22 protein-coding genes, 1 pseudogene and 1 riboswitch are annotated in these 24,781 nt (G+C 33.5%); of the genes and pseudogenes, 5 read left to right on the top strand and 18 right to left on the bottom strand.

All coding sequences use genetic code 11. The features are described 5' to 3' along the window. Window positions 1-1,101 precede the first annotated feature (1,101 nt). The 3 genes from NST63_RS12115 to NST63_RS12105 all read right to left on the bottom strand — a co-directional run bounded on the left by NST63_RS12115 (window position 1,102) and on the right by NST63_RS12105 (window position 4,599). Window positions 1,102-1,779, bottom strand: coding sequence for a GNAT family N-acetyltransferase (locus NST63_RS12115; RefSeq protein ID WP_341042247.1), 678 nt, complete (start codon window positions 1,777-1,779; stop codon window positions 1,102-1,104). Window positions 1,780-2,534: 755 nt separating this feature from the next. Further along, the gene (locus tag NST63_RS12110) at window positions 2,535-3,908 is read right to left on the bottom strand and encodes a sensor histidine kinase (protein ID WP_341042245.1); all 1,374 of its coding nucleotides are present in this window, start codon (window positions 3,906-3,908) and stop codon (window positions 2,535-2,537) included. Continuing rightward, window positions 3,886-4,599: a response regulator transcription factor gene (locus tag NST63_RS12105; protein ID WP_341042244.1), complete on the bottom strand. Its 714-nt coding sequence runs from the start codon at window positions 4,597-4,599 to the stop codon at window positions 3,886-3,888. Before NST63_RS12105 ends, NST63_RS12110 begins: the two co-directional genes overlap by 23 nt. 264 nt (window positions 4,600-4,863) lie before the next feature. Here NST63_RS12105 and NST63_RS12100 point away from each other — a divergent pair, with 264 nt between their 5' ends. Next, window positions 4,864-5,460: an undecaprenyl-diphosphatase gene (locus NST63_RS12100; RefSeq protein ID WP_341042243.1), complete on the top strand. Its 597-nt coding sequence runs from the start codon at window positions 4,864-4,866 to the stop codon at window positions 5,458-5,460. A gap of 743 nt (window positions 5,461-6,203) precedes the next feature. On the opposite strand, the gene NST63_RS12095 is transcribed toward NST63_RS12100, so the two are convergent. The 9 genes and pseudogenes from NST63_RS12095 to NST63_RS12055 all read right to left on the bottom strand — a co-directional run bounded on the left by NST63_RS12095 (window position 6,204) and on the right by NST63_RS12055 (window position 15,921). Beyond that, window positions 6,204-6,518, bottom strand: a complete 315-nt coding sequence (locus NST63_RS12095; protein WP_341042242.1) for a VTT domain-containing protein — start codon at window positions 6,516-6,518, stop codon at window positions 6,204-6,206. Window positions 6,519-7,144: 626 nt separating this feature from the next. Continuing rightward, entirely contained in the window at window positions 7,145-7,837 is a 693-nt protein-coding gene (locus tag NST63_RS12090) for a polysaccharide deacetylase family protein (protein ID WP_341042241.1), read from the bottom strand. Between the two features lie 44 nt (window positions 7,838-7,881). Beyond that, window positions 7,882-9,039: an MGDG synthase family glycosyltransferase gene (locus NST63_RS12085; RefSeq protein WP_341042239.1), complete on the bottom strand. Its 1,158-nt coding sequence runs from the start codon at window positions 9,037-9,039 to the stop codon at window positions 7,882-7,884. A gap of 19 nt (window positions 9,040-9,058) precedes the next feature. After that, a complete protein-coding gene (locus tag NST63_RS12080) occupies window positions 9,059-10,234 on the bottom strand; it encodes an MGDG synthase family glycosyltransferase (RefSeq protein ID WP_341042237.1) in 1,176 nt (391 codons plus the stop codon). A 226-nt stretch (window positions 10,235-10,460) separates the two neighbouring features. Beyond that, a riboswitch (Fluoride riboswitch) is annotated at window positions 10,461-10,520 on the top strand. A 558-nt stretch (window positions 10,521-11,078) separates the two neighbouring features. Then, on the bottom strand, window positions 11,079-11,453 hold the full coding sequence (locus NST63_RS12075) for a RidA family protein (protein WP_341042236.1): 375 nt from the start codon (window positions 11,451-11,453) through the stop codon (window positions 11,079-11,081). A gap of 987 nt (window positions 11,454-12,440) precedes the next feature. Further along, a pseudogene (locus tag NST63_RS12070) lies at window positions 12,441-13,195 on the bottom strand (class I SAM-dependent methyltransferase). A gap of 507 nt (window positions 13,196-13,702) precedes the next feature. Then, on the bottom strand, window positions 13,703-14,968 hold the full coding sequence (locus tag NST63_RS12065) for an FtsW/RodA/SpoVE family cell cycle protein (RefSeq protein WP_212945310.1): 1,266 nt from the start codon (window positions 14,966-14,968) through the stop codon (window positions 13,703-13,705). 7 nt (window positions 14,969-14,975) lie between these two features. After that, on the bottom strand, window positions 14,976-15,383 hold the full coding sequence (locus NST63_RS12060) for a PadR family transcriptional regulator (protein ID WP_341042234.1): 408 nt from the start codon (window positions 15,381-15,383) through the stop codon (window positions 14,976-14,978). Window positions 15,384-15,387: 4 nt separating this feature from the next. Next, on the bottom strand, window positions 15,388-15,921 hold the full coding sequence (locus tag NST63_RS12055; protein WP_341042233.1) for a sigma-70 family RNA polymerase sigma factor: 534 nt from the start codon (window positions 15,919-15,921) through the stop codon (window positions 15,388-15,390). A gap of 366 nt (window positions 15,922-16,287) precedes the next feature. Between NST63_RS12055 and NST63_RS12050 the strand changes: the two genes are divergently transcribed. Beyond that, entirely contained in the window at window positions 16,288-16,752 is a 465-nt protein-coding gene (locus NST63_RS12050; RefSeq protein WP_212945307.1) for a low molecular weight protein-tyrosine-phosphatase, read from the top strand. Between the two features lie 78 nt (window positions 16,753-16,830). Here the strand turns inward: NST63_RS12050 and NST63_RS12045 are convergent, their stop codons facing one another. The 4 genes from NST63_RS12045 to NST63_RS12030 all read right to left on the bottom strand — a co-directional run bounded on the left by NST63_RS12045 (window position 16,831) and on the right by NST63_RS12030 (window position 19,045). Beyond that, the gene (locus tag NST63_RS12045; protein WP_373312674.1) at window positions 16,831-17,316 is read right to left on the bottom strand and encodes an NUDIX hydrolase; all 486 of its coding nucleotides are present in this window, start codon (window positions 17,314-17,316) and stop codon (window positions 16,831-16,833) included. Window positions 17,317-17,566: 250 nt separating this feature from the next. Continuing rightward, window positions 17,567-17,848, bottom strand: coding sequence for a phosphotransferase (locus NST63_RS12040; protein WP_341042232.1), 282 nt, complete (start codon window positions 17,846-17,848; stop codon window positions 17,567-17,569). Then, entirely contained in the window at window positions 17,814-18,443 is a 630-nt protein-coding gene (locus tag NST63_RS12035; protein ID WP_341042231.1) for a phosphotransferase family protein, read from the bottom strand. Before NST63_RS12035 ends, NST63_RS12040 begins: the two co-directional genes overlap by 35 nt. 77 nt (window positions 18,444-18,520) lie before the next feature. Beyond that, window positions 18,521-19,045 carry a GNAT family N-acetyltransferase gene (locus NST63_RS12030; RefSeq protein ID WP_341044188.1) on the bottom strand — a complete coding sequence of 175 codons (525 nt, stop codon included), beginning with the start codon at window positions 19,043-19,045 and terminating at the stop codon, window positions 18,521-18,523. Window positions 19,046-19,564: 519 nt separating this feature from the next. Here NST63_RS12030 and NST63_RS12025 point away from each other — a divergent pair. Together NST63_RS12025 and NST63_RS12020 are read left to right on the top strand one after the other, a co-directional pair. Further along, a complete protein-coding gene (locus NST63_RS12025) occupies window positions 19,565-20,821 on the top strand; it encodes a cytochrome P450 (protein WP_341042230.1) in 1,257 nt (418 codons plus the stop codon). Window positions 20,822-21,448: 627 nt separating this feature from the next. Further along, window positions 21,449-22,081, top strand: a complete 633-nt coding sequence (locus tag NST63_RS12020; protein ID WP_341042229.1) for a Vat family streptogramin A O-acetyltransferase — start codon at window positions 21,449-21,451, stop codon at window positions 22,079-22,081. Between the two features lie 87 nt (window positions 22,082-22,168). Here the strand turns inward: NST63_RS12020 and NST63_RS12015 are convergent, their stop codons facing one another. Then, the gene (locus NST63_RS12015) at window positions 22,169-22,705 is read right to left on the bottom strand and encodes an HAD-IIIA family hydrolase (RefSeq protein ID WP_212945369.1); all 537 of its coding nucleotides are present in this window, start codon (window positions 22,703-22,705) and stop codon (window positions 22,169-22,171) included. Window positions 22,706-22,740: 35 nt separating this feature from the next. After that, on the bottom strand, window positions 22,741-24,006 hold the full coding sequence (locus NST63_RS12010; protein ID WP_341042227.1) for an MFS transporter: 1,266 nt from the start codon (window positions 24,004-24,006) through the stop codon (window positions 22,741-22,743). Window positions 24,007-24,159: 153 nt separating this feature from the next. On the opposite strand from NST63_RS12010, the gene NST63_RS12005 reads away from it, so the two are divergent. Continuing rightward, window positions 24,160-24,771 carry a DUF2238 domain-containing protein gene (locus NST63_RS12005; protein ID WP_212945302.1) on the top strand — a complete coding sequence of 204 codons (612 nt, stop codon included), beginning with the start codon at window positions 24,160-24,162 and terminating at the stop codon, window positions 24,769-24,771. Window positions 24,772-24,781: the final 10 nt, after the last annotated feature.

Here is a 24,781-nt window from a genome sequence, read left to right as displayed (position 1 = left end):
TAAACATCTTTATTATTCGGGCACATTTAGAGTATTTCCTTCATCCTTCGAAGTAATATGATAATATTTCCAAAATAAAGTTTTATTATTTTAAAAACAAGATATTAAGTTTTACCTCATTCGTTCTTGTTTAACTCCTGTATTAATAACCCCTATTACTCGATTGATTAAAACAAATAACTATGATCTTTAAATCTTTCTATGCATAAATACTCTTCTTAGAAAGATTATAGATTAGTTCTTTTTCTGCCCTTTCTTTGGAAAAAACATGTATATTCCAAATACAGATACTATTAATATAGGAACTATTGTACCTATTCCAACAAAATTATTCTGGATTCTTACAATTATCTGCCAAATAGAATAGCAAACCCCTGCTAACATAACTAGAAGTATAAATCCCCTTAATATCTTTTTTTTATATTCACCACAACTTTTCTTTTATTTACCACTTGTAATATCTTCCAGGTATTTTTATTTATTGCTGTTACAGCTGTATCATAATTATACATATATTTTACAAGTGCAATTGGTAGACCCTTTCCAAACCTTCTTAATTACATTTTTGGAATATTGCTAAAAAAACTTTTCCCATTTTAATAGCTGCTTCAATTAATCCTAAACCTATAACATCTCTTAAATTATTATTTTTCTATACTTTTCATATTGTCTACACTGTCAGTAAAATCATCAAAATACTTATTGTACTTGGATACTTTTTTTATTTGTTGAATGTCTTGCCTTGCCTCCACCAATGCTATATTTAAATTATCCCATACTTGCTTTGGCATTGACCCATTTATTCATAACCATTGGAGTTGGTTCAAGATCATTAAGATCTTACTTCATTTCATTAAGATTAATAGTTTGGACATTTTCAGTATTAGTAAGAAAATCCTTTTCTGATATTGTAAGAGTTTCATCTTGTATACTCATTTCTGTTTGGTAGTGCTCTATTAATTTTTTTCTGAACTTACCAAAAGATACTTTGCAGTTGTCACAACATCGCTTTTAGTTTGTTCTTCATATAAGAATAATTGACTATCATTACATTTAAAAGGTGTAATTTAAGGATCGTTAATGAGGGAGTTCTTCGATTAATCAACTCATATGAATGTCATTGCTATACTGAATCAATTGTAGTTTCCTAGCCAAGGTTTGAGAAGCGAAATTGTCCCAAGAAGTGCTATATAGAGCGGATCTTCCTTGTTTTTGTACCTCTGAAGCCCATGCATTTGTAACATCTAAACCATATGCTCTTCCTCGGTAATTTTCATGTGTAAATACACTTGCTTCAGCTGCTTTTGAGGTCTGCCTTGCACTACAACAAATTGAAACAGGTATGTTATTTTCGATTATTACAAAACAAGGTTGTTTATTCTCAAAATCCTCAAATGTATATGGGAAATGAGGCTTTAAAATTTCTTTGTTTTTATTAGTTACCTTAATCGCTTTTGTACAAGTCATGAACCTAACATCTGGAAACACATACGCTGGGCCAATCCATATATTATTTACTATACGGTCTATGCTTAAAATCTGTATTACTTCTCCTAGAAGTGTACTAGGACTTGATCCTATAACCTGTTCTAACTTATTTACAAGGCTAACATCCAACGACTTTGAAAACCTTACTAATTTTCCCAATCTGGTGGCACCAATAAAAATTCGTGGGGCAACATCGTATGGTAGTTCATTAACTACAGTCATTCTATTTTCAATATCGTGTCTAAATAGTACATTTACATGTTGTACCATCAATTCTAAATCAGATAACATTTACATTCCCCCAATACCTGCATCAATCCAATATTCAAGAAGTTACTTTTGTTTTCCTGCTTAATCCTATAGTTAAAGAAGAGCAATACTTCGCTATAAATACCAATTTAAATGGTATGATTACTGAAATAAACCAAATACCCAAACTAGTTATACATTGGAATAGCGACAATTATCATCTCTACAAGTAAATAGCTAATCGACCTTATAATATATTTAAAAATATCAAATATAGCACCCGCCATATCATCAACAAATCTCAATTATTAAAGTCCCTACCCAATTTGTCATTTAGTATTTCCATCTCAACAAAATTTCCTTTTTCGGGAACAAAATCCCGGATCCAATATTATCAGTTGGAGTGCCAAATCTTGTCCAAAATACGGCTACAGCATGATTGAACAATTGTTAGCTGCACCAAACATTGGATTAAATTTTTCGACAGTTTCTTTGATTTTTTCTAATTTTTTCTTTAACATCACAAGGACATGATATTAATAAATCAAACTGTGTTACATTCCTGGGCATTTTAGGGCACCTTCTTATTTCACTAAGGCGGTTTTCTTATGATCACAAACCAACATTAAAATTTAACATATCCTAAGGAAAAAGGCATCTATTTTAAATAGGTGCCTTGCTTATCTGAACAATAATCATCAAATTATATAAAAAAATTTGCATTCGGAATAAGACCGATACCCATATCTGCTTTACCAAGCACATAGTTTGATCAATATTTTTAATGATATATGTACTCAATCTAATTCCAAGCGATCTGGTATAATCAATTCTACTTCGGTTCCCACCCCTTCTTTACTTTTAATATTGATTTCACCTTTGTGCAACTTCATAATCCTTTTGGCAATATGCAGTCCTAAACCAGAACCTCCTGTTTCCCGACTCCTTGCTTTGTCCACTCGGTAAAATCGTTCAAAGATTTTCTTAATTTCTTCCTGCGGAATACCAATACCAACGTCTTTCACACGAACAATGACGTTTTCATCATTTTTTTCTAAAAAAACCTCAATTTTATTACTACTATATTTAATGGCATTATCAAGTAAAATAATGATGACTTGTTTGACCTTTAATTCATCCGCCGTAATAAGGATTGGTGATTCCTCAAAATGCAGTGTAATCTCTCTTTTATATGCATATTTAATTTCTTTAAAAATAGTTTGGCACAACGAAACAAGATTAACTACACTCATTTCTAATTCAATTTCTTTTTCTAATGAAGCTACATCTAGAAAGGTTTCCGTCATTTTTTGAATTCTTGTTGCCTCTAAGTGAATGGCTTGAATTGCTTCCTCTACCATTTTTTTATCTTTCAACCCATGCCGTCTTAACAAATTGGCATAACTCTTAATAACGGTCAAGGGAGTCTTCAACTCATGGGATGCATCTGAAACAAACTGGGATTGCTTTTCAAAATTTTCCTCCAATCTGTCAATCATCCGGTTAAACGTATTGGCTAAAGTTTGAAGTTCATCCTTTGTACCGTTGTGAATAACAATCTTTTTCGGAACACCGCTTCGTTCAATATCTTCCATCGTATTAATCATATTGGAAATTGGCCTCATAATAATATTCGATAACCATCTGCCGCTAAGTAATGATAAAATAACCGCTAATACCGTGCTGACCCCAAGAATCCACAGAAGGATATCTTTCCTTGATTCCAAGCCAACTAGTTCTTCACCAATCTCCAGACTTCCTATTATATGATGTCCTTCTTTCATTGGGACACGGACGATTAAAACCTGCTTCTCCTTTTTCTTTATCCTGATTAACCGTCTTTCAGATTTCTGTTTACTCACATATTTCCCTTTTATTTTTTTGACTAGTGGTTCTTCATTAGTTACTTCATATAGGATTCGATCCCTTGGCTGCAGAATTCGAATATATGAATGTTCGGTTAAATGATCCTTTAATTCATTCTCGATACGATCAGATGTAATGTCTGACTGGATATACTTTATAATGTCCGCTGCTTTTTGGAACATCATATCTTTTTCCATATTGACGGTCGATCTCATAAATAAAACAAACACGACAATATTTATCAACATAAGGATCAGGAGCATCCAAACAGTGGTTAAAAGATTAATTTTTAATGTGATCCTCATCTGAGTTCTCCTTTATGGTATAGCCAATGCCTCTAACAGTGGTGATGAAAGGAGTAGTGAAACCATCTTCTATTTTTTTCCTCAAGTGACGAATGTACACATCAATCACATTCGTTTCTCCCTCATAGTCGTAGCCCCATACATTGAGAAGAATGTTTTCTCTGGTAACCACTTTATTTTTGTTTGAAATTAAATATATCAGCAAGTCATATTCTTTTGGGGTTAAGATGATGGAAGTACCTGCCCTTGTCACTTCTCTTGTATCAGTGTCAATCACTAAATCCCCTACAGAAAGTATGGAGTCATCACCTTTGAGTCCATTTTTCGAATAATGACGAAGGCTGGAACGAATTCTTGCTAATAATTCTTCAATCTCAAATGGTTTTGTCACATAATCATTAGCTCCTTGATCCAGCCCGGCTACCTTATCAAAAGTAGTATTGCGGGCAGTTAGAAGAATAACAGGAATATCTTTGTTTTCTTTTCTTAATCTCCTTAACACCTCGATTCCACTTAATTTAGGTAGCATTATATCCAATAAGATTAAGTCCACTTCAGTATGTAAGGCCGTTTCCAGTCCACTCTTCCCGTTATGTTCGACCGTCACTATATATCCTTCATACTCAAGTTCCATTTTTAAAACACGAGCAATTTGAACTTCATCCTCTACTACTAAAATATGTGTTTTCACAAACTATTCCCCCTGTATTTACTGCTTTTATTTTAATGTAACATTACACACGGTTAATTTTTGCTTTTTAATCATTTATTAATGTTTTTTTCATAGCCTGTTCAGGTTTCTTTTATATAGTTAAGATACCCACTTAGGGCAAAAGTACTTTTAAAGGATCATCAACCTAAACAAGAAAGCAGGTGTGGGATTAGATTAGAATAAAATATTTGCTACATTGTTTGTAACTTAATAATAAATATAGCAAAGCATAAGGAGCCTGAAATGAATTACAATATATTTAAATCGATTAATCAATTTGCTGGTTATCATCCCTTTTTAGATGGATTGATGGCTGGAGTGTCTAAATATGCATTAATGGTCTATGCTATTGTTTTACTTCTCATTTGGTTTTTTGGAAAGGATCATTATAAAAAAACCGTTGTTTACGCAACGATTACTGGTGTACTTGGATTAATGATTAATTTTATAATTGGTCACATATACTCTGAGCCACGTCCGTTTGTCACACATAAAGTTCATTTATTATTAGACCATGCAGCCGACTCTTCATTTCCAAGTGACCATGCAACCGGCGCATTTTCATTAGCACTAGCGGTTCTTTTTGTTCATCGCAAAATTGGTGTTAGTATGCTCTTGTTTGCTATTTTAACAGGATTTTCGCGTATTTATGTGGGGCATCATTATCCATTTGATATCTTAGGGAGTTTCATCGTTTCGTTAGCTATTAGTTTAATTGTTTTTAAACTGAAACCATTTTTAGAACCCATTGCAAATGCCATTATTCACATTTATAACCAAATCCTCCTTCTTCCTAAAACTAGTGAAAATGAAAGTAGCACCAAATCTTTAAATAAGTAATCTTAGTAAACACACCGGTTATTCAATAAAGACGTATTTCTCTTTGGTTAAAAAAGGGTGCATAGGAATTTGTGGATATTTCGAGACAAAATACAGTCCTAAATATTTTTTTATTAAGACAGTCTGTAGGGCTGTCTTTTCATTTACAACCATTCATTAAAGAGATAAATATATATCACTTTAATGAAGTGTTTCTAATGAGGAAAACATTGACTAACAGGAGTTGGCTTATCGGGCTGTTAGGTCCTTCTAGATTTTCCAGAGCTAACAGTCCTCCACGCTATGTATCTTTTCTTTGCCTTTTTTAGAGGCTTACAATATTATCCACAGATTCCAACTTTACTTGTCCATATCCATTTTCGATCAAACCACTGATATATTCTGAGAAAGTTGAAGCTCAACTAAAACGAAATTCTACATTCTACTGCTCACTATTTGCATCTAAAGGTTGACATTGTAAACTGGCCATGCGCAAATCGCTGATACCATCTTGGATCGTATCGTGTATGATTCTTATCAAATCTAATTAGATGGTAACGCTTCAATGTAAGAACAACACGGATTAGCTAATCGAATATAGTAAAATGGACACTTCGATTTTGAAGTGTCCATTTTTATGTTGGCAAATTGCCCATACTTAGTAGTAACAAACTATGCAAAAATAGTTTTAAATGTACGCAGTATCCAATTAACGGTCAAACCAAACCCTTTCTGTTGGAGCAGATCAGTGTTGTAAAAAGCTTCTAAAGTTTTTTTGCCACCACTTTATTTTTAATAAATGCACATGCAACAGGGAATAGGGAAACCACTAAGATTCCAATAATCATTATTCTAAAGTTGTCTTTGAACACATGAATATTACTAAAGAAATATCCGTCAAACAGGGCTATAATAACCCAAAGAATCCCGCCTATTGCATTGAATGAAATAAACTTCGAGTACGACATCTTGCCCACTCCAGCCACGAAAGGCACAAAAGGCAGAATAATTGGTATAAACCTAGCAAAAATGATAGTGGCTGAACCATGCTTAGCAAAAAATTCACTGGTTTGATTCAAATATTTTTTTTAATAAAACGAATATTTTCACGTGCAACAATCTTATCACTTAAAAACTGCCCAATGGAGTAATTCAATATGTCACCAGCTATGGCCGCAATTCAAAAGATGGTTTAAATGTTTATCAAGATGCAAAAAATATCAATCAGACTACCCACATAAATATCTCCTTACATCAAATAATATATTAATGTCTCTATTATTACACACTTTGGATAATGTAAATCTTTATGTCAAGCTATATAGGTGAATTTTCCAAGAAGTATCTTTTGACGTTAATAAACACCGGTCATAAAGCCGGTGTTTTTGATGGCCTACATTTCTGGCAATTTAAAACCCTTCACACATTGGACCTTTCCATCATCTCATCAATTAAGGTCTATGACCGGTATTTACTGCCATCAACTACCAACTGGATTTTACTTTCCATTTATACAAGTAAATCGATTAACTCGTTTATATAGCCGATAATTGTTTCAAAGTTTCTATTAAACTCCTTCATAGTATTAACAAGGAAAGACGATTGTTATGACAGGTCCATACATTAAAATAACCTACCTAATTATTTCAATTTGAATATGATTACCATCCAATAATAATTTCACTTCTGGTTTCAAGAATAATAATTACCCTAATAATTCATCTAAACGAACACAAATCAATTCCTTTGCCCGCAATTGTATTAATATGTCCTTTAATGCATTAATTGTATTCATTGGTGCATCTAACTCTGCTCCTAGCGTATCCCCACTATCATGAAGCAGAATGACATCTCCCCCTTTTATGTTTGCAAGTAGATGCTTAATCTTTTCACTTCCTCCAGAAGTCCGCCAATCTTTCGCCATCACTGACCAAAGAATGATCTTGTATTTACCTAATTGGAAAAGATCAAAAAGATTGAGCATTCCCCATGGAGGACGATAATAGACAGGTCTTACTCCGGTAATATTTTCGATAATTTTGGCTGTATCCTCCAGCCCCTTGCGAACCTTCCAAGGAGACATGAACCAGTTTGAATGGTGAATATAGTTATGGATCCCAATTAAATGGCCTTCTTGATGCATACGACCGATCAACTCAGGATGTTTTTCAGCTTTTGAGCCAACCACAAAAAAGGTGGCTCTTACCTCATTTTTCTTTAATAAATCAAGAAGGATTGGAGTATATATTGGGCCTGGCCCGTCATCGAACGTAAATGCAATTTTGTTTGACTTTTTCCCTCTTTTAAATACCTTCATCCCTAATCCACTTGTTAGAAAATATGGGATAACAGTATATAATAAAATGAAAAAAAAGATAACAAAAATAATGAACCTCATACTAAAAACGCACCTCAATTTACTCACGATTTTAAATGAATTGGTTATCCAATTTTTTGTGTTTGCTCACGATTAGCAGCCTTGACAATCACACGGAGGGCATCTGATGTGGATGTTTTGGTCCGATGCTTTTTAATCCTTTGTTTCATCAATTTTAACGGTGTTGAATCTTGGACAAGATTTTCTATTTGTCCACCCAAATCCTTCTCCGACTTCGCAAGGAATGCTAATCCTGAACGATATAAATATTTCGCATTATCTTCTTCCTGACCCGGCAACGAATGATAGATTAATAATGGCAATTCCATTGCCATTGCCTCAGAGGTTGTGACTCCCCCAGGCTTACTAATCATTAAGTCTGATATGGCCATTAATTCATGAACGTTTTCGCAGTAACCCATTATTCTCAAATCATGCTTAGAGTCTCTTAATTCATACTCTAATTGTTTTTTTAACTTCTTATTTTTACCGCATACGATAAAAAGTTGTATCGGTGTGGACATGGATTCCAACGCACGGAAGGTCGAAAATCCTTTTCCAAAGAAACCGTCTCCCCCTCCCATAATGAGGATGGTAAATCTATTTGGTTTGATCCGATATTTATTTATGAGAAGTTCCCTTGGGTGGACCTCCATAAATCTTTTTCGTATGGGGATTCCGGTGTGCTTTATTTTATATTCCTCTACCCCTAAAGAAATTAAACGGTTGCATACCTGAGTAGAACCCACCACATATTGGTCAGTATAAGGATAAATCCAATAGGAGTGATCCGTATAATCCGTTATGATGGTTACTGTCGGAATGTCGATCAAGCCTTGTTCTTTAAATTTCGATATAATCCCCGCAGCAAATGGGTAAGTACTAACCACTACTTTTGGCTTTATTTCTTGTATGATTTTAAGCATAGACTGCATTCCCAATAAAAATAGTGAATTCAACTTGACGGAAAAGTGACTTCTTACCCGAGTTTTCCTGTAGAAAAAGCTATACACTTGCGGAAACTTATTAATTCCTTTATTGTACAGGTAATGACTAATCGGATAAAGATAGGGATGAATCCACTCCATTACATCTATAGTGATAGGCTCAGCATCAGCAAGCATATACTCCACTGTCTCGCTTATCGCATTTGCAACTTGTTTATGTCCCTCACCAAAAGTGGCTGAAAGTATAAGGTATTTATCCTTTTTACAATTATTCACGCCTTTTCCCCCTCATCATCTATGCCCTTGCCAAATTGTAAACCTTCAATTGTTTCACTATGCTTGAGGAGAAGGTGCTCGATTTCTGTTTAAGGATCTCGTTCATGATTTCCACCATGCTTCTTGTACCCTCAATCTCAATACCATTTTGATAAGCATGAATTGAACTCTCCCATTGATTGATTTTACTAGGGTCCTTCAAAATGCTCAGTAATTCTTGTTCAAAGTTATTCTTCTGTTTAATCCTAAAAACCAGTCCTTTTTTTGTTAAATACTGCAGATTGAGTTCTTCCTGACCAGGAAGAACTGATTGGACAAAAACGGGTAACCCTTTTTGTAGTACCTCACTAATCGTAACGCCCCCAGGTTTTGTGACAATCGCATCCATTTCCTCATACAATTTGTTCATTTCCACCCTTGATGAAATATATGGCAACGGTTTTATATGTTTTACATTCCATGAAAGGAGTTCATCATACATTTTTTTATTATTTCCACAAAGCACAAAGAAATCAGATTGTGAGGATTCCTTTGAATTGTCCAATAGTTTTACAATCCCGCCCAAGCCATTATTTCCTCCAGAAATTAATATTTTAGGTCTATTTCCTTGTTTTTGTTGTTTTATATATTTGGTCATTTCCTCATGTACAGGAATACCGGTGACGATCAACCTTTGTTCCGATATATGATACTTTTTATGGAGCTCTGTTTTGACGTCTTTGCTGGGAAGAAAATGATAATCAATTTCTTTTTTTCCCCAAAAATTATTAATAAAGAAATCAGTATATACATTTATAACCGGCACCTGGAATTTTCTCTTCCTTTTTAGCTGACTCAAAAGATAAGATGGGAAGCCATGAGTACAAACAATTAAATCTGGATTTTCTTCCATTAACAGCTGCTCCATTTTTTTCAAAAAGAAATAATAATACCATTTAAATGAATGTTCATTTGGAGTCGCAGTGTAGAAAAATTTCTTATAAACAAGATCATAAGTTTCTGGTGCATAACGTATCCATTTTAAATAGCCACTCGTAATCATTTTCTCTAAAGGTTGATTAATATAGCTTAACAGGTCAATTTTCTTCACAATCGTATCATTTGTTTGTTTTTCAGCTAAATCCATCAATACCTCGGCAACCTGATGATGCCCTGACCGCATTTGTAAAAAGGGTAAAAACAAAATCTTTTTCATATCTGTGCATCTCCTGTTCAGTACGAATCATTCATAAATCTTTGACTCCATCAATGTATCATCAATTTTTTTAAATTCTTTTATTTTCATTGATTTTTAATGAAAATATAAGGAGATTTTTAGTTTGCATTGGATGATTTTATCGGTAAGCTGAACATACTTATAGAAGATACCCAAATTTTTACTTTGGCATGAATGTGATTTATTTGATAAAACACAATAAAGAATTTTCAAATGCGATGGAGTGCGCCAAAAATGCCGAAAGGTTAATGACTCCTACCAGATACCCTCTTGCTAGGAGATACTGGAAAGACGAAGATTATTATATGGCGGTTGAAACTCCATTGGCATGGCACAAGCTGATTGAGTTATTCAAAATTAAATAATAACCATTAAATCTTTACGAACCTATCATTAAAATAGAAAAAGCAATGGAACGAATTCCATTGCACTTTCTATTGCTAAATTATTGTTCAAAACTAGTGTAAACATGCTTACTAATTCGCGGTTGTAAATTGATGTTTCCTACCTCTCAACCGAACCTGATACTAATTTTGAGTCACTCTTTGTAACTTTTCCATTCAACAAACGAAGGTATGTGGAGGAGACCTTTTTTGGTCAGGTTCCTATAATTCACCTTTGCTTTAAGATCAAAATGTTTCTTCCATTAAACTGCCCTTTTAGCCGAATAAAAAAAAGCCCCCAAATTGGCAGCTGGATCTTATGCTCTTGCACTACTTTGTTAAAGTACAATATTTCACACTCTGTTTCGTTTATTAAAACTCCAAAAAACGATACCTATTAAAGCATCGTGCTCCGTTAGTTGAATCATAATAAAAAATAATTATGAAATATGAGCTATTGCATCAATTTGTACCATGAATCCCATATTGGCAGGTGCTATCGTTCTTGCGGGGTATGGATATGAAAAATATTCTTTATATATTTCATTGAAGGGGTCGAACTCTGCACCTTCACCCAGAAATACTGTTACTTTGACAACATCTGATAACTTTGCACCAGATGCCTCTAAAATAGCTTTAAGATTATCAAGTGCCCTTCTTGCTTGCATCTCAAGAGTAAGTCCAACACTCATTCCTGTTTCTGGTTCGAATGGACCTTGCCCTGCGACATAAACTATATCTCCAACTTTTATCGCTTGAGAATAAGGCATTTCTCCTGGCTTTTGAGCACCACTTGTGATTATTACTTCTTTCATGATATCCCACCTATAATTTTATTTACCCTCTATATTCAACAAAATGAGTATATTTCCTCTTTTATTAATCCAAGCTGCCCCTTTACCTCTATAAGCATTAACAATTTTTCCCCTAAGTTAAAAAATGAGCACAATCCTTGTTGCGGAAATGCGCCCTATAACGTAATAAACACTATACTTTTAGATTTCATGAATTGAGGGTAAGAATAAACTCTTCCTTTGTCGTTTACTTTACATGAACAAACATGCGTTTATATTATGGTGAATTTCCGGTATATTAAATCTATTTTACGAACAAAAATATTCTCTGATTAAACCGCTTTGTTTTACCACTAATAATACTTTTCCTTAATCCGTTAAATGACCCGATTGTTGAAAAAAGCTAATGACAATTGTTCAAATAAACTGCTACTTTAATAAAATCATTCGCAATCTTTCTTTTTATTTAAAGGAGCTGCACATAAATCTATTTCAACATTTATTACCTCATAAAATATATAAGCAGTCTAACAGCTTATCATTACCCTAAATTACCCTTCTCAGTGAAAATTAAATAATTCATTCTAATGCTTCCTGTATATACTTGTATAATTCGGCATTCATCCCATACTGCAAACTAGTATATACATTGGAACAGCAACTATTATCATCCCTCCAAGTAAATAGCTAATCGACCTTATAATAAATTTAAGAATATCAAATATAGCACCCGCTAAAACATCAATAATCTCAATTATTAAAGTCCCTCCCAATTGGTTAATTTAATTATTCAATCTTAACGAAATTTCCCTTTTCAGGAACTAAATACACAAAGCATAATCAACGATTTTCTTACTCAACTATTCTGCCTCTCTAGTCGAATAAAAAAAGAGCTGTTGATCTTCACTGGATCTTCAACTCTTGCCCCGGTTTGTTTATAATAATTAGTAAATGTTAATCTAAAATTCAAATGGGAACTTCAATTATAGCCCCTTTATGTTCGGCTGTTTAGACATTGCCTAGATAGCTTCGCGTTATGTTTTGGAGAACAATTTTTCCATTCTTACTGTACTTTTCAAATAGCTCTGATAGGAGAAAAACAAAACTTTTATACTCTTCGTCATTTTTTTTCGGAGCATAGGATGCTGATAAATTCCTGCCCAAAAACTTTCATAATCAAAAAGTAAATCATTTTGATATTTTTTAAACTCATATTTTCCATCCTTAAAAAAACTATTAATTACTTCTGGAGTTTCCTCTATTCCACCGCTAAATCCTTTGAAATTTGAACAGGTCTTTTGGCAAATTTCTGCATTCTCTTTAATAATTGGACTAGTTAAATCTCTGCTATTCCAAACAAGAGCAACATTTGCCTTTTGTTTCAAAAGCCGTTGACATTCCATTTTGAATGCTTTTTTATCAAACCAATGAAATGCCTGAGCTACAGTTATTAAATCCACACTATTCCCTTTTAAAGTGGTATTTTCAGCAGTTGCTTTTATTGATTTAAAACGAGAGTATTGTTTTAACGATTGCTCAGCCATCCTTCTCATGTCATCATTTGGCTCAACTCCAATAACATTTAACCCTCTTTCAAGCAGTTGGCTGCTAAATATCCCCGTTCCTGAACCAATATCGGCCACAATCTGATTATCTTTCAGTTGGTTAGCTGAAATCAAATAATCAATATATTCATCAGGGTAACTAGGGCGATATTTCGCATATATATCAGCCTTGTCGGTAAAATTTCCTGTTGTTTTCACAGTACTACCTTCTTTCATACGATATATGTATAGAAATAGAACCAAATAATAAATCCTGCTACAAGCTTTTTGTCTACAACTTAAGAGTTCAGCCATATGGATCTGCCTCTGCCCAATATGATTTCCCATTAAGATACCGCAAATTTTTTTGCTAACTGACCAGTTTCTCAATATTAAGATAAAGAAATTGGGCTTTTTTCGGTACACTACTAACGCACCATTTAGCTGAAAAGTCTTAAATTAAGGATTTTATTTACTACGCCTAACTCACATTAACTTTTCATACATTAAAGCACATTTTTTCGTATAGCTTAAAGCTTTGTCCCAACAAAGGAACTTAGACAGACTTCTTGGATTAATACTCACTAAAAGCTTGAGGGTAACCCTTCACAATCTTTCACAGTCCCCCTTCTTATTAAAAAAACTCTCTTTCTGGAATAAATTAAATACCCATGTGAGTGTAAAGTTTCTTTATTAAATTAATTAAAGAATTTATTAGATTCAATTCTATATGAAACTACTTGATTTCAAATTTTTACGTCGATATACACTTAACACGATACCCATTAAAAACGCATTAAACAGAGTTGGCATCAGCCCATAGCTAATAAAAGGCAAGGATATAGATGTGATCGGTAATAAGCCTAAGATCATTCCAACATTATAAATGAACTGAACTACAAAAAGAGTCATTCCACCAACAAGAAGCAATTTACCATAATGACCATTTATTTTATAAGTTATGGCGATCATCCTTGCTACAAAAAGGGAAAGAATGAAGACAAGGATAAGTGCAAGCAAATACCCATAATAGTAAGTCAAACTCGCAAACACAAAATCAGTATGTGCAGCCTGAATAAACTCTTTATTTCCAGATGTACCAAACCACCTTGCTGACGACATTAACTCTTTTAAACGTAAATACATATAACCCGAACCATTTGCGTAACTTTCTGGGTTTAAAAACCCTAAAATTCTAGCTATCTGGTATTCCTTTGCTGAAGACCAGAAAAATAACCCACCGATGATAAATAAACAAATTGGTACAACCGTAATTATCAGTGTCTTTTTCTTACCTAACAAACTCCACCAAAGCATAACGAATACCATAATTATATAGATAAAGGTTGTTGAGACATTTGGTATAGATAAGAATAGATACAAAGAAAATAGGTATATTATCCCAAGATGCCAAATCTTTAATCTACTATTATTAAAGAAGGAAGCCCAAGCTAGAAAAAAGAATGGTACAGCCATTAAGCTTTCAATTTTAATGGAACCAATTTTAATATAAGGAACCCCATTTATTGCAGTGGTTGAAAAATAGCTTAACATTATCAGGATGAGTACTCCTATTGTGTAAAACAACCATCCAAGTCTCTCTAATTTCCGATAATCAATCATCATCATCCCAAAAGCTGCCGCTACACCGAGAATAACAAATATCACCTTATTGATTAGAAAATGATTCGTATATCCAAGTGCTACTATTGGCAAGAAACCTATTCCCATAGCAGTCACTAACAATATAATAATCAACCAATCAACCTTTGGCTTATGTAGTTTGTTAAGTTCTTGACCAAGTTTGATTGGATTTCCCATTTCTTCAACTGCCTTGTCCTCAGCAACTGCCTCGCATAAGCCTTTCTCTATCCACATTTTCTTAGCCTTCTTCAAGTGAAATTCTAATTCAGTTGCCACAAGATTCCTTGCTTCCTTTGATTTAATATGTTTAGTGACTTCTTTTAAAAAGTGATCCCCTTTTTTATTCAATTTTGTCTCACCCCTGTATCAATTCTTTTAAAATCAATCGTTTCTTTGTAGAAGTTTTTTCTGCCTTCCGTAATGTCTTTCTTCCCTTGTCATTTAATTGATAATATTTCGCTCCTGAATTATCCCAACTTGACTGTAAAAGATGATTCTGTTCTAGACGATGTAATATGGTGTATAAAAAGCCTTCATTTCCTTCGAATTTTCGAATCCCTCTCCCACGTAATAGCTTAGCTAATTCGTATCCTGTTTTTTCAGAAATGAGAAGTTGTAAAACGGCTAAAAAAACATCTTCTTCATTTTCGTATGTTTTATTGATTTTTTCATAAACCTTCTTACGTTGTTGCTCAGAAAAATTCAAATGTTTAAAAGTTGTTTGCTCCATTGATTTTCGTAGCCCTATTAATCGATTTTCCATTTGATTATTCCTCCAATCCTTTCTTCAAGAGTTCCTTGGCTCTTTTAAGTCTTGTTTTAATAGTGTTTTCCTTCACTTCTATTACCATTGCAATATCTTTGATTGGCATTTCTTCAAAATAATAAAGATAAATCACTTCTCGATATTTTATTGGTAAGTTCATTACTGCTGAAGCCAGCATTTGATCCTCATCATTTTTAATAAATGTCTGTTCAGCACTTTCTTTTTGAACACCCATATACGTAGATTCATTATCTGTAAGAATTACCTTTTTGCGATACCAACTTTTTATATAGTCCTTACAATGATTAATAGCAATTCTCCACAACCATGTTCTTAACTTCGATTTTCCCTTATATGTATGAAGAGATTTGTAACATTTAACAAATATATCTTGGGCTAAGTCCTCGGCGACCTCTTTACTATTTACATATGAATAAACGAGCTGTAGGATCTCCTGTCCATACTTATTCATTATCTCGTCTATTAGGGCTTCCATATCTTCTATTTCAAACACCTCTACTGTTAATTCATCCATATCCGTTCCTCCTTCCAATTTATTAGACGACGCCCTCCATTGAAAAGTTTTTTAAATTCCTAAAAAAATTAGGTGGTAATGTCCATACCGTAATAATCCTCTACTTTAATGTCTCTATTGCTTTAAAGACTAATCTCTTATATTACAGGAATGCGGTCCCTTTTATGAAAGAACAACTAATGACCATAGAATGAAAATAACTTAATTATAAAAAAAACATTGAGTCACTTATAAACTAAGTACTTCATAATAATGGATGAATGCATACGCCGTTCCAAATTTCTATGTAGTACATATTTTACAATTAGGTGTTCTGTACATGAGATCGTGTTTGTGAATATAAGATAGATAAAAGGAGTAAAGTACATGATTAGTGTTTTATTTGTATGCTTGGGGAATATATGCCGTTCACCGATGGCAGAAGCTTTGTTTCGTGACATGGTCAATAAAGAAAATTTAAATGAGAAATTTTTAGTTGATTCGGCTGCTACAAGTTCATGGCAAATCGGATTACCTCCTCATAAGGGAACTCTTGATATACTAAAGAAATATAATATTTCTTCAAAAGGGCTAATTGGACGCTCATTAATAAAAGAAGACTTTTGGAAGTTCGACTATATTATAGGTATGGACAAGAGTAACATAAAAAATATTTATAGTATTACCGGCAAACCTAATCATCCAAAGATAATAAGGTTGTTAGACCTCACCAAAGACAGAAAAGATATACCCGATCCATTTTTCACAGGCAATTTTGAAGAAACCTATAGTCTTGTTTCATCTGGCTGTCGGGCATTACTCAAAAAAATATGTAGGAATGAAAACATATAGCATTGAATTAATCTACCTCTCCAGCATAAAAAGCTGATTAACTCGAGTTAGTCAGCTCTAGACTGTATAAGAAAATATTTATTTTACTACTTTCCAATCTTGGTATATCTCAGCATCTATCCCTAAATCCTTTGTTCTTAACCACTCAAATGCTTTTAAAACTAATGGTGAAGCATTATCCAAGGAAACATCTTTTTCAGTTACCCAAACGGCTCCCAATGAGTCTTGTCCTTCAAATTGTTCAGGTGTTTGTATGTTCCCACCAATAATACGAACAGAATAATAGACCGCAATATGATGAACATCCGTAAACTCTTTCCATAACCATGGCAGTTTAAAATCCACAACCCCAATGTTTTCCTGGATTTCAATTTCAAGTCCCGTTTCTTCAAGGAATTCTCTTTTCATTGCTTCCGATAAAGTTTCATCTTCTTTTAAACTTCCTCCAGGTAAGTCAAAACGATTCGTATATGGACCACCATTTTTATTTATAACTAAGAGTTCTCCTTCTTCTACATAAATGCCGTAAACTCCAAATGCTCTGTGATATTTATTCCTAAACATATTCAGTTTTCCCCCTAATGACGTTTACCTTGTTTCATTGAACTCCCTACAAAAAAAAAACCTTTAATCCTTTTTGAACTATATCCCGTTAATAGCATATGAAAAAGCCTTCTAAATAACAGATCTGTTCTTCTGTTCATGCACTTTTTAGCTCGATTAATAATCAATGGTCTTATCTTTTAGTTTGGTAATCATTAAGGATGACTTTTATTCTTTCAAATGATTCATCTAAAATGATGGAATAAGCAATTTATCTATAATCTTGAATTCCACTTTCAAAAGCTTGTCTATCACCATTTTCAATTCCGTGTAGTGCTTCTTGTAAAGCAAATGTACTTTTATAAAATTTTACTCGTTCCGATATTTCATCACCGTTAGGATACAGGTTCATACACATATCAAAAAATTCTCTTCCGTAGCTGGAGAGTATTCCAGCAAAATCATATGCTGGGTCTCCTAAACCTGAACCACCAAAATCTATAATCCCAGAAATCCTACTATGTTTCAGGATTCCACAAGATGTTAGATGCACCGAAATCTCCATGTATAAGGGTTATATCTAAATTAGAGAACGATTTCCCTTCTAGGAAAGTTTCAAAAGATTGTGATACCTCTTTTTGAGCATCCTCTCTAATATAAGGAAATAATTTAGTTTGAATCTTGTCATACAGGTTATACATTTCTTCACGGGGATTACGAACTTTTAGGTTCAAATCATGACGTACTTTTTCTCCTGAAATTGAGTGGAGTTCTACAAGAAAAGAAACAAGTTGTTCTGCCAATCCTTTCATCATTTCAACACTCTTAATACCTATTAAACTTTCCTTCCATAATGGAACACCATCTATTAATTTATAGCCAGTGAAAGCCTTACCTGGTTCTAACTCTCCAAAGGACTCATAAATTGGATTTGGAATAGGAGTTGAGACGATATCTTTAATGTATTTCAAAATTTCCGTTTCTCTTTTTAATTTTATGATTCCATTTTTATATTTCGGAAATCTAAAAACCAGTGAATGGTTTACAATTAGCACGTCATTATTCTGTCCAATCTCATTCGTATAAAAGTCTTCAATGGATAGGTCAGAATAAACCAATTGAATATTTTTAATTAAGTTATTATTCATATAGTAATACTCCCCCTTTTTTTGTCTTTTTCTATTGTTTATTTTAATGATCTCACCTGTTAGTAGTAGAATGAATACTAAAATATAGTGCGAATATCTTTCCAACCATACACAAGTTCGGATAGTATTTTTCCTCCAATTTCAACTTCAACACGATCTATATTTTGACCACCTAATGCTTCGTAGAAGTGACGTGAAGTATTATCTTTCAATACAAGAACAAGCATAGTGTTCAATCCCATGCCTTTAATTTCATCTATAACTGGCTTAATAAGTGCTGAGCCAATTCCTTGACCTTGATATTCTTTTAAAATATAAATGGCATATAGTTCTCCTTCGTACCCTTTATATTTACCACTTCTTTCTTTTCCGCCCTTGGAAAAACCAACTATTTTTCCTTCATTGTTTTCTGCTACAAATACACCTCCATAAGGAATGGCATCAGTCCACATTTGTTCTCGACTTTCATATGAAAGATTATCTAAATATTCATCTGGTACAATATTGGCATAAGTTGTTTTCCAACTGTCAACGTGTACTTTAGCTATTCCTTCTGCATCAGTTAAAACAGCTTTTCTAATCGTTATAAATTCATTAATCATTCCATTGCCACCTCTTCTTTTTATAACCATACTATTTACTTCATCATTCTTCATGAAATAACCTGCCTTTTATTCGAATAAAAAAGCTGCTGAACTCTTAGATCTTCAACTCCTTCCCTCTTAATTCACAATCCTATTTTTCTACTTCCAATAATATCAACTTTGAGGTATCAATAGATCATATAGTAATTCAAAGCTTTCAATATATTTACTTTTCCAATATCAATAGGATTCTTTTTCATTATTTTATTGCATATGCAAGAGCATGGTAATACACCCTTGATCCCTCTGTTATCATCATTCTTCATTACGCCTTTGATAGTGACCGACTTCATATTTGAGTCATTTGCAACTTTTTTATTCTCTCAACCATCTGTTGTATAGATTCTTCTATTATTAGGAAAAAACTAACCTTGAAATATTCAAAAACATAAGAAGATGATTCTTCTAAGAGTAATTAGGGTAAATTAACAAATAATAATAATTATCTATTCCACAGAAAAAATGGAGCTGGATCAAATGGAAAAAATTAAAAAGATACCCAAAGAAGATGGATTAGACCATAGCTTAAGTATGCTTAGAGAAGGTTATATGTTTATACCAAATAGATGTCAAAGCTTTCAGTCCAATATTTTCGAGACACGATTGCTTGGTAAAAAAGCAATCTGTATGACGGGGAATGAAGCGGCAGAAGTTTTTTATGATACGGATAAGTTTGCAAGGAAAGACGCAGCGCCTAACCGTTTAATTCAAACCTTATTTGGAAAAAATGGGGTTCAAGGATTAGATGGTGAAAAACATAAACATCGTAAGGAAATGTTTATGTCCCAAATGTCTCCCTATGAACTAAATAAACTTAAAGTTATAGCTGAAAAACAGTGGAAAAATGCGTTAGATAAATGGGGAAATATGAAAAAAGTGATATTATTTGATGAGGTGAAAGAAATTTTATGTAAATCCGCCTGCCAATGGGTAGGTATTTCTGTTCAAGATGAGGAAACGACAAATCTAACAAAAGATCTAGCAGCAATGTTTGAATCACCTGCTAAAATCGGTCCAACTCATTGGCGTGGGAGGAAAGCAAGAAATCAAGTAGAAACCAACATGAGTGAGCTGATTAGCAACATTCGGGATGGAAAGCTTAAAATCTCAGAAAATACACTATTGCATCAATTTACCTGGCATAAGGATCTTAACGGGGAGCTTCTTAATACTGAAACTGTTGCTGTAGAAGTCATTAATATATTGCGTCCCATTGTGGCAATTTCAATTTATATTAATTTTCTTGTGGTTGCACTACATCATTATCCTCATGAAAGGGATAAACTAGTGAAAAATGATGAAGATTATTCTTGGATGTTTGTACAAGAGGTACGGCGCTTTTATCCATTTTTCCCAATGGTAGCAGCATTAGTTAAAAAGGATTTTATCTGGAACGGCTATTTATTCAAAAAAGGAACATTAACCCTATTAGATCTTTACGGAACGAATCATGACCCAAAAATATGGGATCAACCTGATGAGTTTAATCCAAATCGATTTGCTCAATGGGAGGAAAATCGATTCAATTTTATACCCCAAGGTGGTGGTGATTATCTTCTTGGACACCGTTGTGCAGGAGAATGGGTCACTATAGAAATCATGAAGATAAGTCTAAATTTCCTTGTGAATCATATGGAATACGATATACAAGACCAAGATCTTAGCTATAGCATGGTGAATATTCCAAGCATTCCTCACAGTAAAATTATTCTAAGTAATGTTCAATCAAAATAGGCTAATTAACTTTCAAAGACTCTGTTGTGTGAAATAGAGAATTTGAGTACAGTCTTTCCCTTTTAAAATCATCTTTATGTCATTTTTTAGAGAAACACAAAAAAATAGTTTCGAAATGAAAAAATCACCAAGGGAATTCCTTATCATTCAGAAGTGAACATCAACAGTAACGAATATTCAATTCATAGAAAGGCAGATTGTCTTGCCTTTCTTTTTTTATTGTATATAGCCCTCATATGTAAAAACAAAGAAGTATTATGTATTGTTTACTAACTGATCCCATTATCCCTACCCAAATAATAATCGGGATTTTTCCCTTTCCTTCGAATCACATACAGATTATCTGTGATTTTATAAAAAAGAAGATATGAGCAAAAAAATTTTCATTTTAAAATTATTTACTCACTAAATAACAAGAAAGATTAAATGAAGTTTGAAGGTTTGAAGGAATTTGACGATGACTATCGAAGTAAAGAAGGAGAGTTCATTTTAATACTCTTAATAACTCTAATTTACACTTATTAAAAGCTGTTTTCGTATAGTTTGTGAGTAATAAAAATTAGAAGGGTATATCAAGTAATACGCTGTATTCTTGCAATCTATATAATGCAAAGGAGTGATTTTTATATGCAATATGGACCCGATCCTAATGCCATCTACCCAAATAAAGCAATTAAAAGTATATGCTTTATTAAAAACGTTATAACACGTCCAAATATTATTGTCAGTGACTACACATATTATGATGATATGAATGGTGCTGAAAAATTTGAAGAGCATGTCACACATCACTATGAATTTATTGGTGATAAACTGTTTATCGGAAAATTTTGCGCTATTGCAAAGGGTATTGAATTTATAATGAATGGTGCAAATCATCGAATGTGCAGTGTCACTACCTATCCATTTAACATTATGGGCAATGGCTGGGAGAAATCAACTCCTTCACTATCAGACTTACCACTAAAAGGTGACACTGTAATCGGAAATGATGTGTGGATTGGTCAAAATGTCACCGTAATGCCCGGTGTGCATATTGGTGATGGAGCAATTATTGCTGCCAATTCTGTCGTTTCAAAAGATATTCCCCCTTACCATATTGCAGGCGGGAATCCCTGCATATTTATAAAAAAAAGATTTGATGATGAGCTCATCGATTATCTTCTTACTATTAAATGGTGGGATTGGCCAGCCTGTAAAATTTTTGATAATCTTGATACACTATGCAGTGGGGATTTGTCTAAAATTAAGAAAATTTAATGCTCACTTGGAGCAATAAGGGGGAAGTCGAGAATACAGGTTCTTTGCTTCCCGCTTTGCTAGTTTAATGACTGTTCCAGCCACTACTCATTTCATGATCCAATTCACTGCATCTCGCAAATCTTCTGCTATATAATTAGGTGAAACTTCTGCCCATCTTCCAAAAAACTCAGCATTTTTATATTTTTGATATTCGTTCATTCCTGCACCAGTTTTTACGAGGATTTTCATACATCCAGCCAAATCCGCAGCAAGCATATCTGTCCATCGATCTCCGATAACCATACATTTTCTTAAATCCAAGTCATTTTCTTTGGCAGCAGCCATTAACATACCTGGTGAAGGCTTTCTACATCTACACCCTTCAAGTTGTTCATGAGGACAAAGATAGATTTTATCAAAACCGAACTTTTTTAATTCTATTTCGAAATCCTCTTTATTAACTTCTCCCCTACTAACCCCTGGCTGATTAGTTAATGCATAAATCTTTAAACCACTGCTTCGTAATTGTTCAAGTGCTTTTTCTACATATGGATACATTTCGAATTCTCCAGGAAAAATCGCTTGATCGTTCCCTCCAATGGTTCCATCACGATCAATAAATACAGCTTGAATTGAGTTCATCATCATTTATTTACTCCCTCCGCTCTATTAACCATCTATTTACCTAAACCATCTGTATGTATCACTTGATTACTAGTTAATTTTTTATACAAAAATATGCTACACCATGCGAGCATTAATAAGAGTAAAACAATGGAACTTCCCCAATATAAATAATAATATCCGTTTACTTTTTCAATAAAATAATAACCAGTGAATGGACCGATTGCGGCTCCTAAATCTTGGACAATCGAGTAAATCGTCAAAAAGGAAATAGCATTCGTTGCCCTCGCTACATCACTCGCAATAGCGTCTGTTAAAGTAGTTATAGCTGTAGAAGCAGCCATTACGAGCAGGATGATGAATAACCATACTAAAATGGGTAGGTGTAAGGAAAGCATGCCGAATAATATCGACGAAAGAGCTAAGAAACCGATATAAAGTGGAATCCTTCCTCTTTTTCCATCAGACCATATGCCAACCTTCGTACCTAGAAATGGTTCCCATACCCACCGTGCTGATTGAATGATACCAGATAAAGCCGTTACACTAATCACAATTCCTAATAAAGAAGGTTTTTCACCGAAATGGTACTCGATTAAGCTACTTAATGTAGCTGTTAAAATCCCCTGTATTAGCATGGCAATAAAAAAACCGCTAAACATAATGGTTATAGTGGATCCGATGTCATTTTTAAAGAAACCTTTATTTGTAGATTTTTTAGGCACAGTTTCAGATGAAATCGGTTGTTCTTTTAATCTAAAAAGTATGATAGGTAAACCTACAACTGATACAATGCCAAATAAAATGGAAATAATATTAAAGCCAAATAATGGAACAAGAATTCCGCCTAATAACATACCAAATAAACTACCTAAGCGATGAAGCCCATTATATAATCCCATCGCCTTGCCCCTACTATTATCTTCAGCAAACAAAACAACTGCTGATAAACCACCAATTCGAAAGAATGACCATGCGATCCCCCATAACCCTCGTAAAATAACCCATCCGATAAAGCCTTCTACTACTCCATATCCAACGGTCGTTATAGATCCAATAATAACAGCAATTAAAAGACCGGTTCTTAAGGTGATTTTTTTATAAATCCATCCTATGATCGGATTCGCAGGTAATCGTACAAAGCGATTAATTGATAACAAAAAACCTACTTGCCATATAGATGTTAATCCTGCGTCTTTCCAATAAATTGGCAACGTGATATACAGCATTGAATCGCCGATTAAGCAAAGCGCTGTAGCAATAGAAATAATAATTATATGATTATTTTCCAACTTTTTCATTTTCCTATTACTAACCACTTCACTCACCCCTTTATCCTACTACTATACAATAACGCTTAAATTTATCAAACATTAAAATTATTCAAATACTTATTAAATCCGTTTTTAACTCCCTCGCATAATTTGAATAGATAGATGGTAACACTATGCAAAAAGGAGATATTTTGATAAATGAAAAACGTAAAATTATCCCACTTCTTTTTATTCATTATTATCATCATTTTTCTTCTATGGTCTGTCATTCAGGCTAATGACTATTTTACATGGATGCTTGAAGTTTCACCTGCGATCATCGGTCTATTGGTTCTCCTTTTTACCTATACCCGATTCCGATTAACAACGCTTTCCTATTTAATTATCACTATTTTAGTTGTTCTTATGTTTATTGGTGGGCATTACACATATGCCGATGTACCACTATTCAGTTGGTTAAAAGAGGAATTTCATTTACAGCGAAATAATTATGATCGTTTTGGCCACTTTGCAAAAGGAAGTTTTATTATTGTGATCCGCGAGCTTCTTCTTAGGAGTACATGTATAAAGCCTTCAAAATGGCTGATTTGTATTACTTTATCCATCATTCTTGCTATTTCAGCGATGTATGAAATAATAGAATGGCTTGTTGCTAAGATAGTTGGAAGATCGGCAAAAAGTTTCCTTGCAACTCAAGGGGATGTTTGGGATTCACAGTGGGATATGTCATTAACTTTTATTGGTGCGATCCTTTCTCTATTATTACTCTCAAAATTACATAACCGTATTATGAACAAGGAGCTTAAATAGATATTTGTAT

The organism is Heyndrickxia sp. FSL W8-0496, from assembly GCF_038007825.1.
Taxonomy (GTDB): Bacteria; Bacillota; Bacilli; order Bacillales; family Bacillaceae_C; genus Heyndrickxia; species Heyndrickxia oleronia.
The sequence above is the reverse complement of the archived record's forward strand: the minus strand, read 5'-3'. Positions and strand labels throughout refer to the sequence as shown.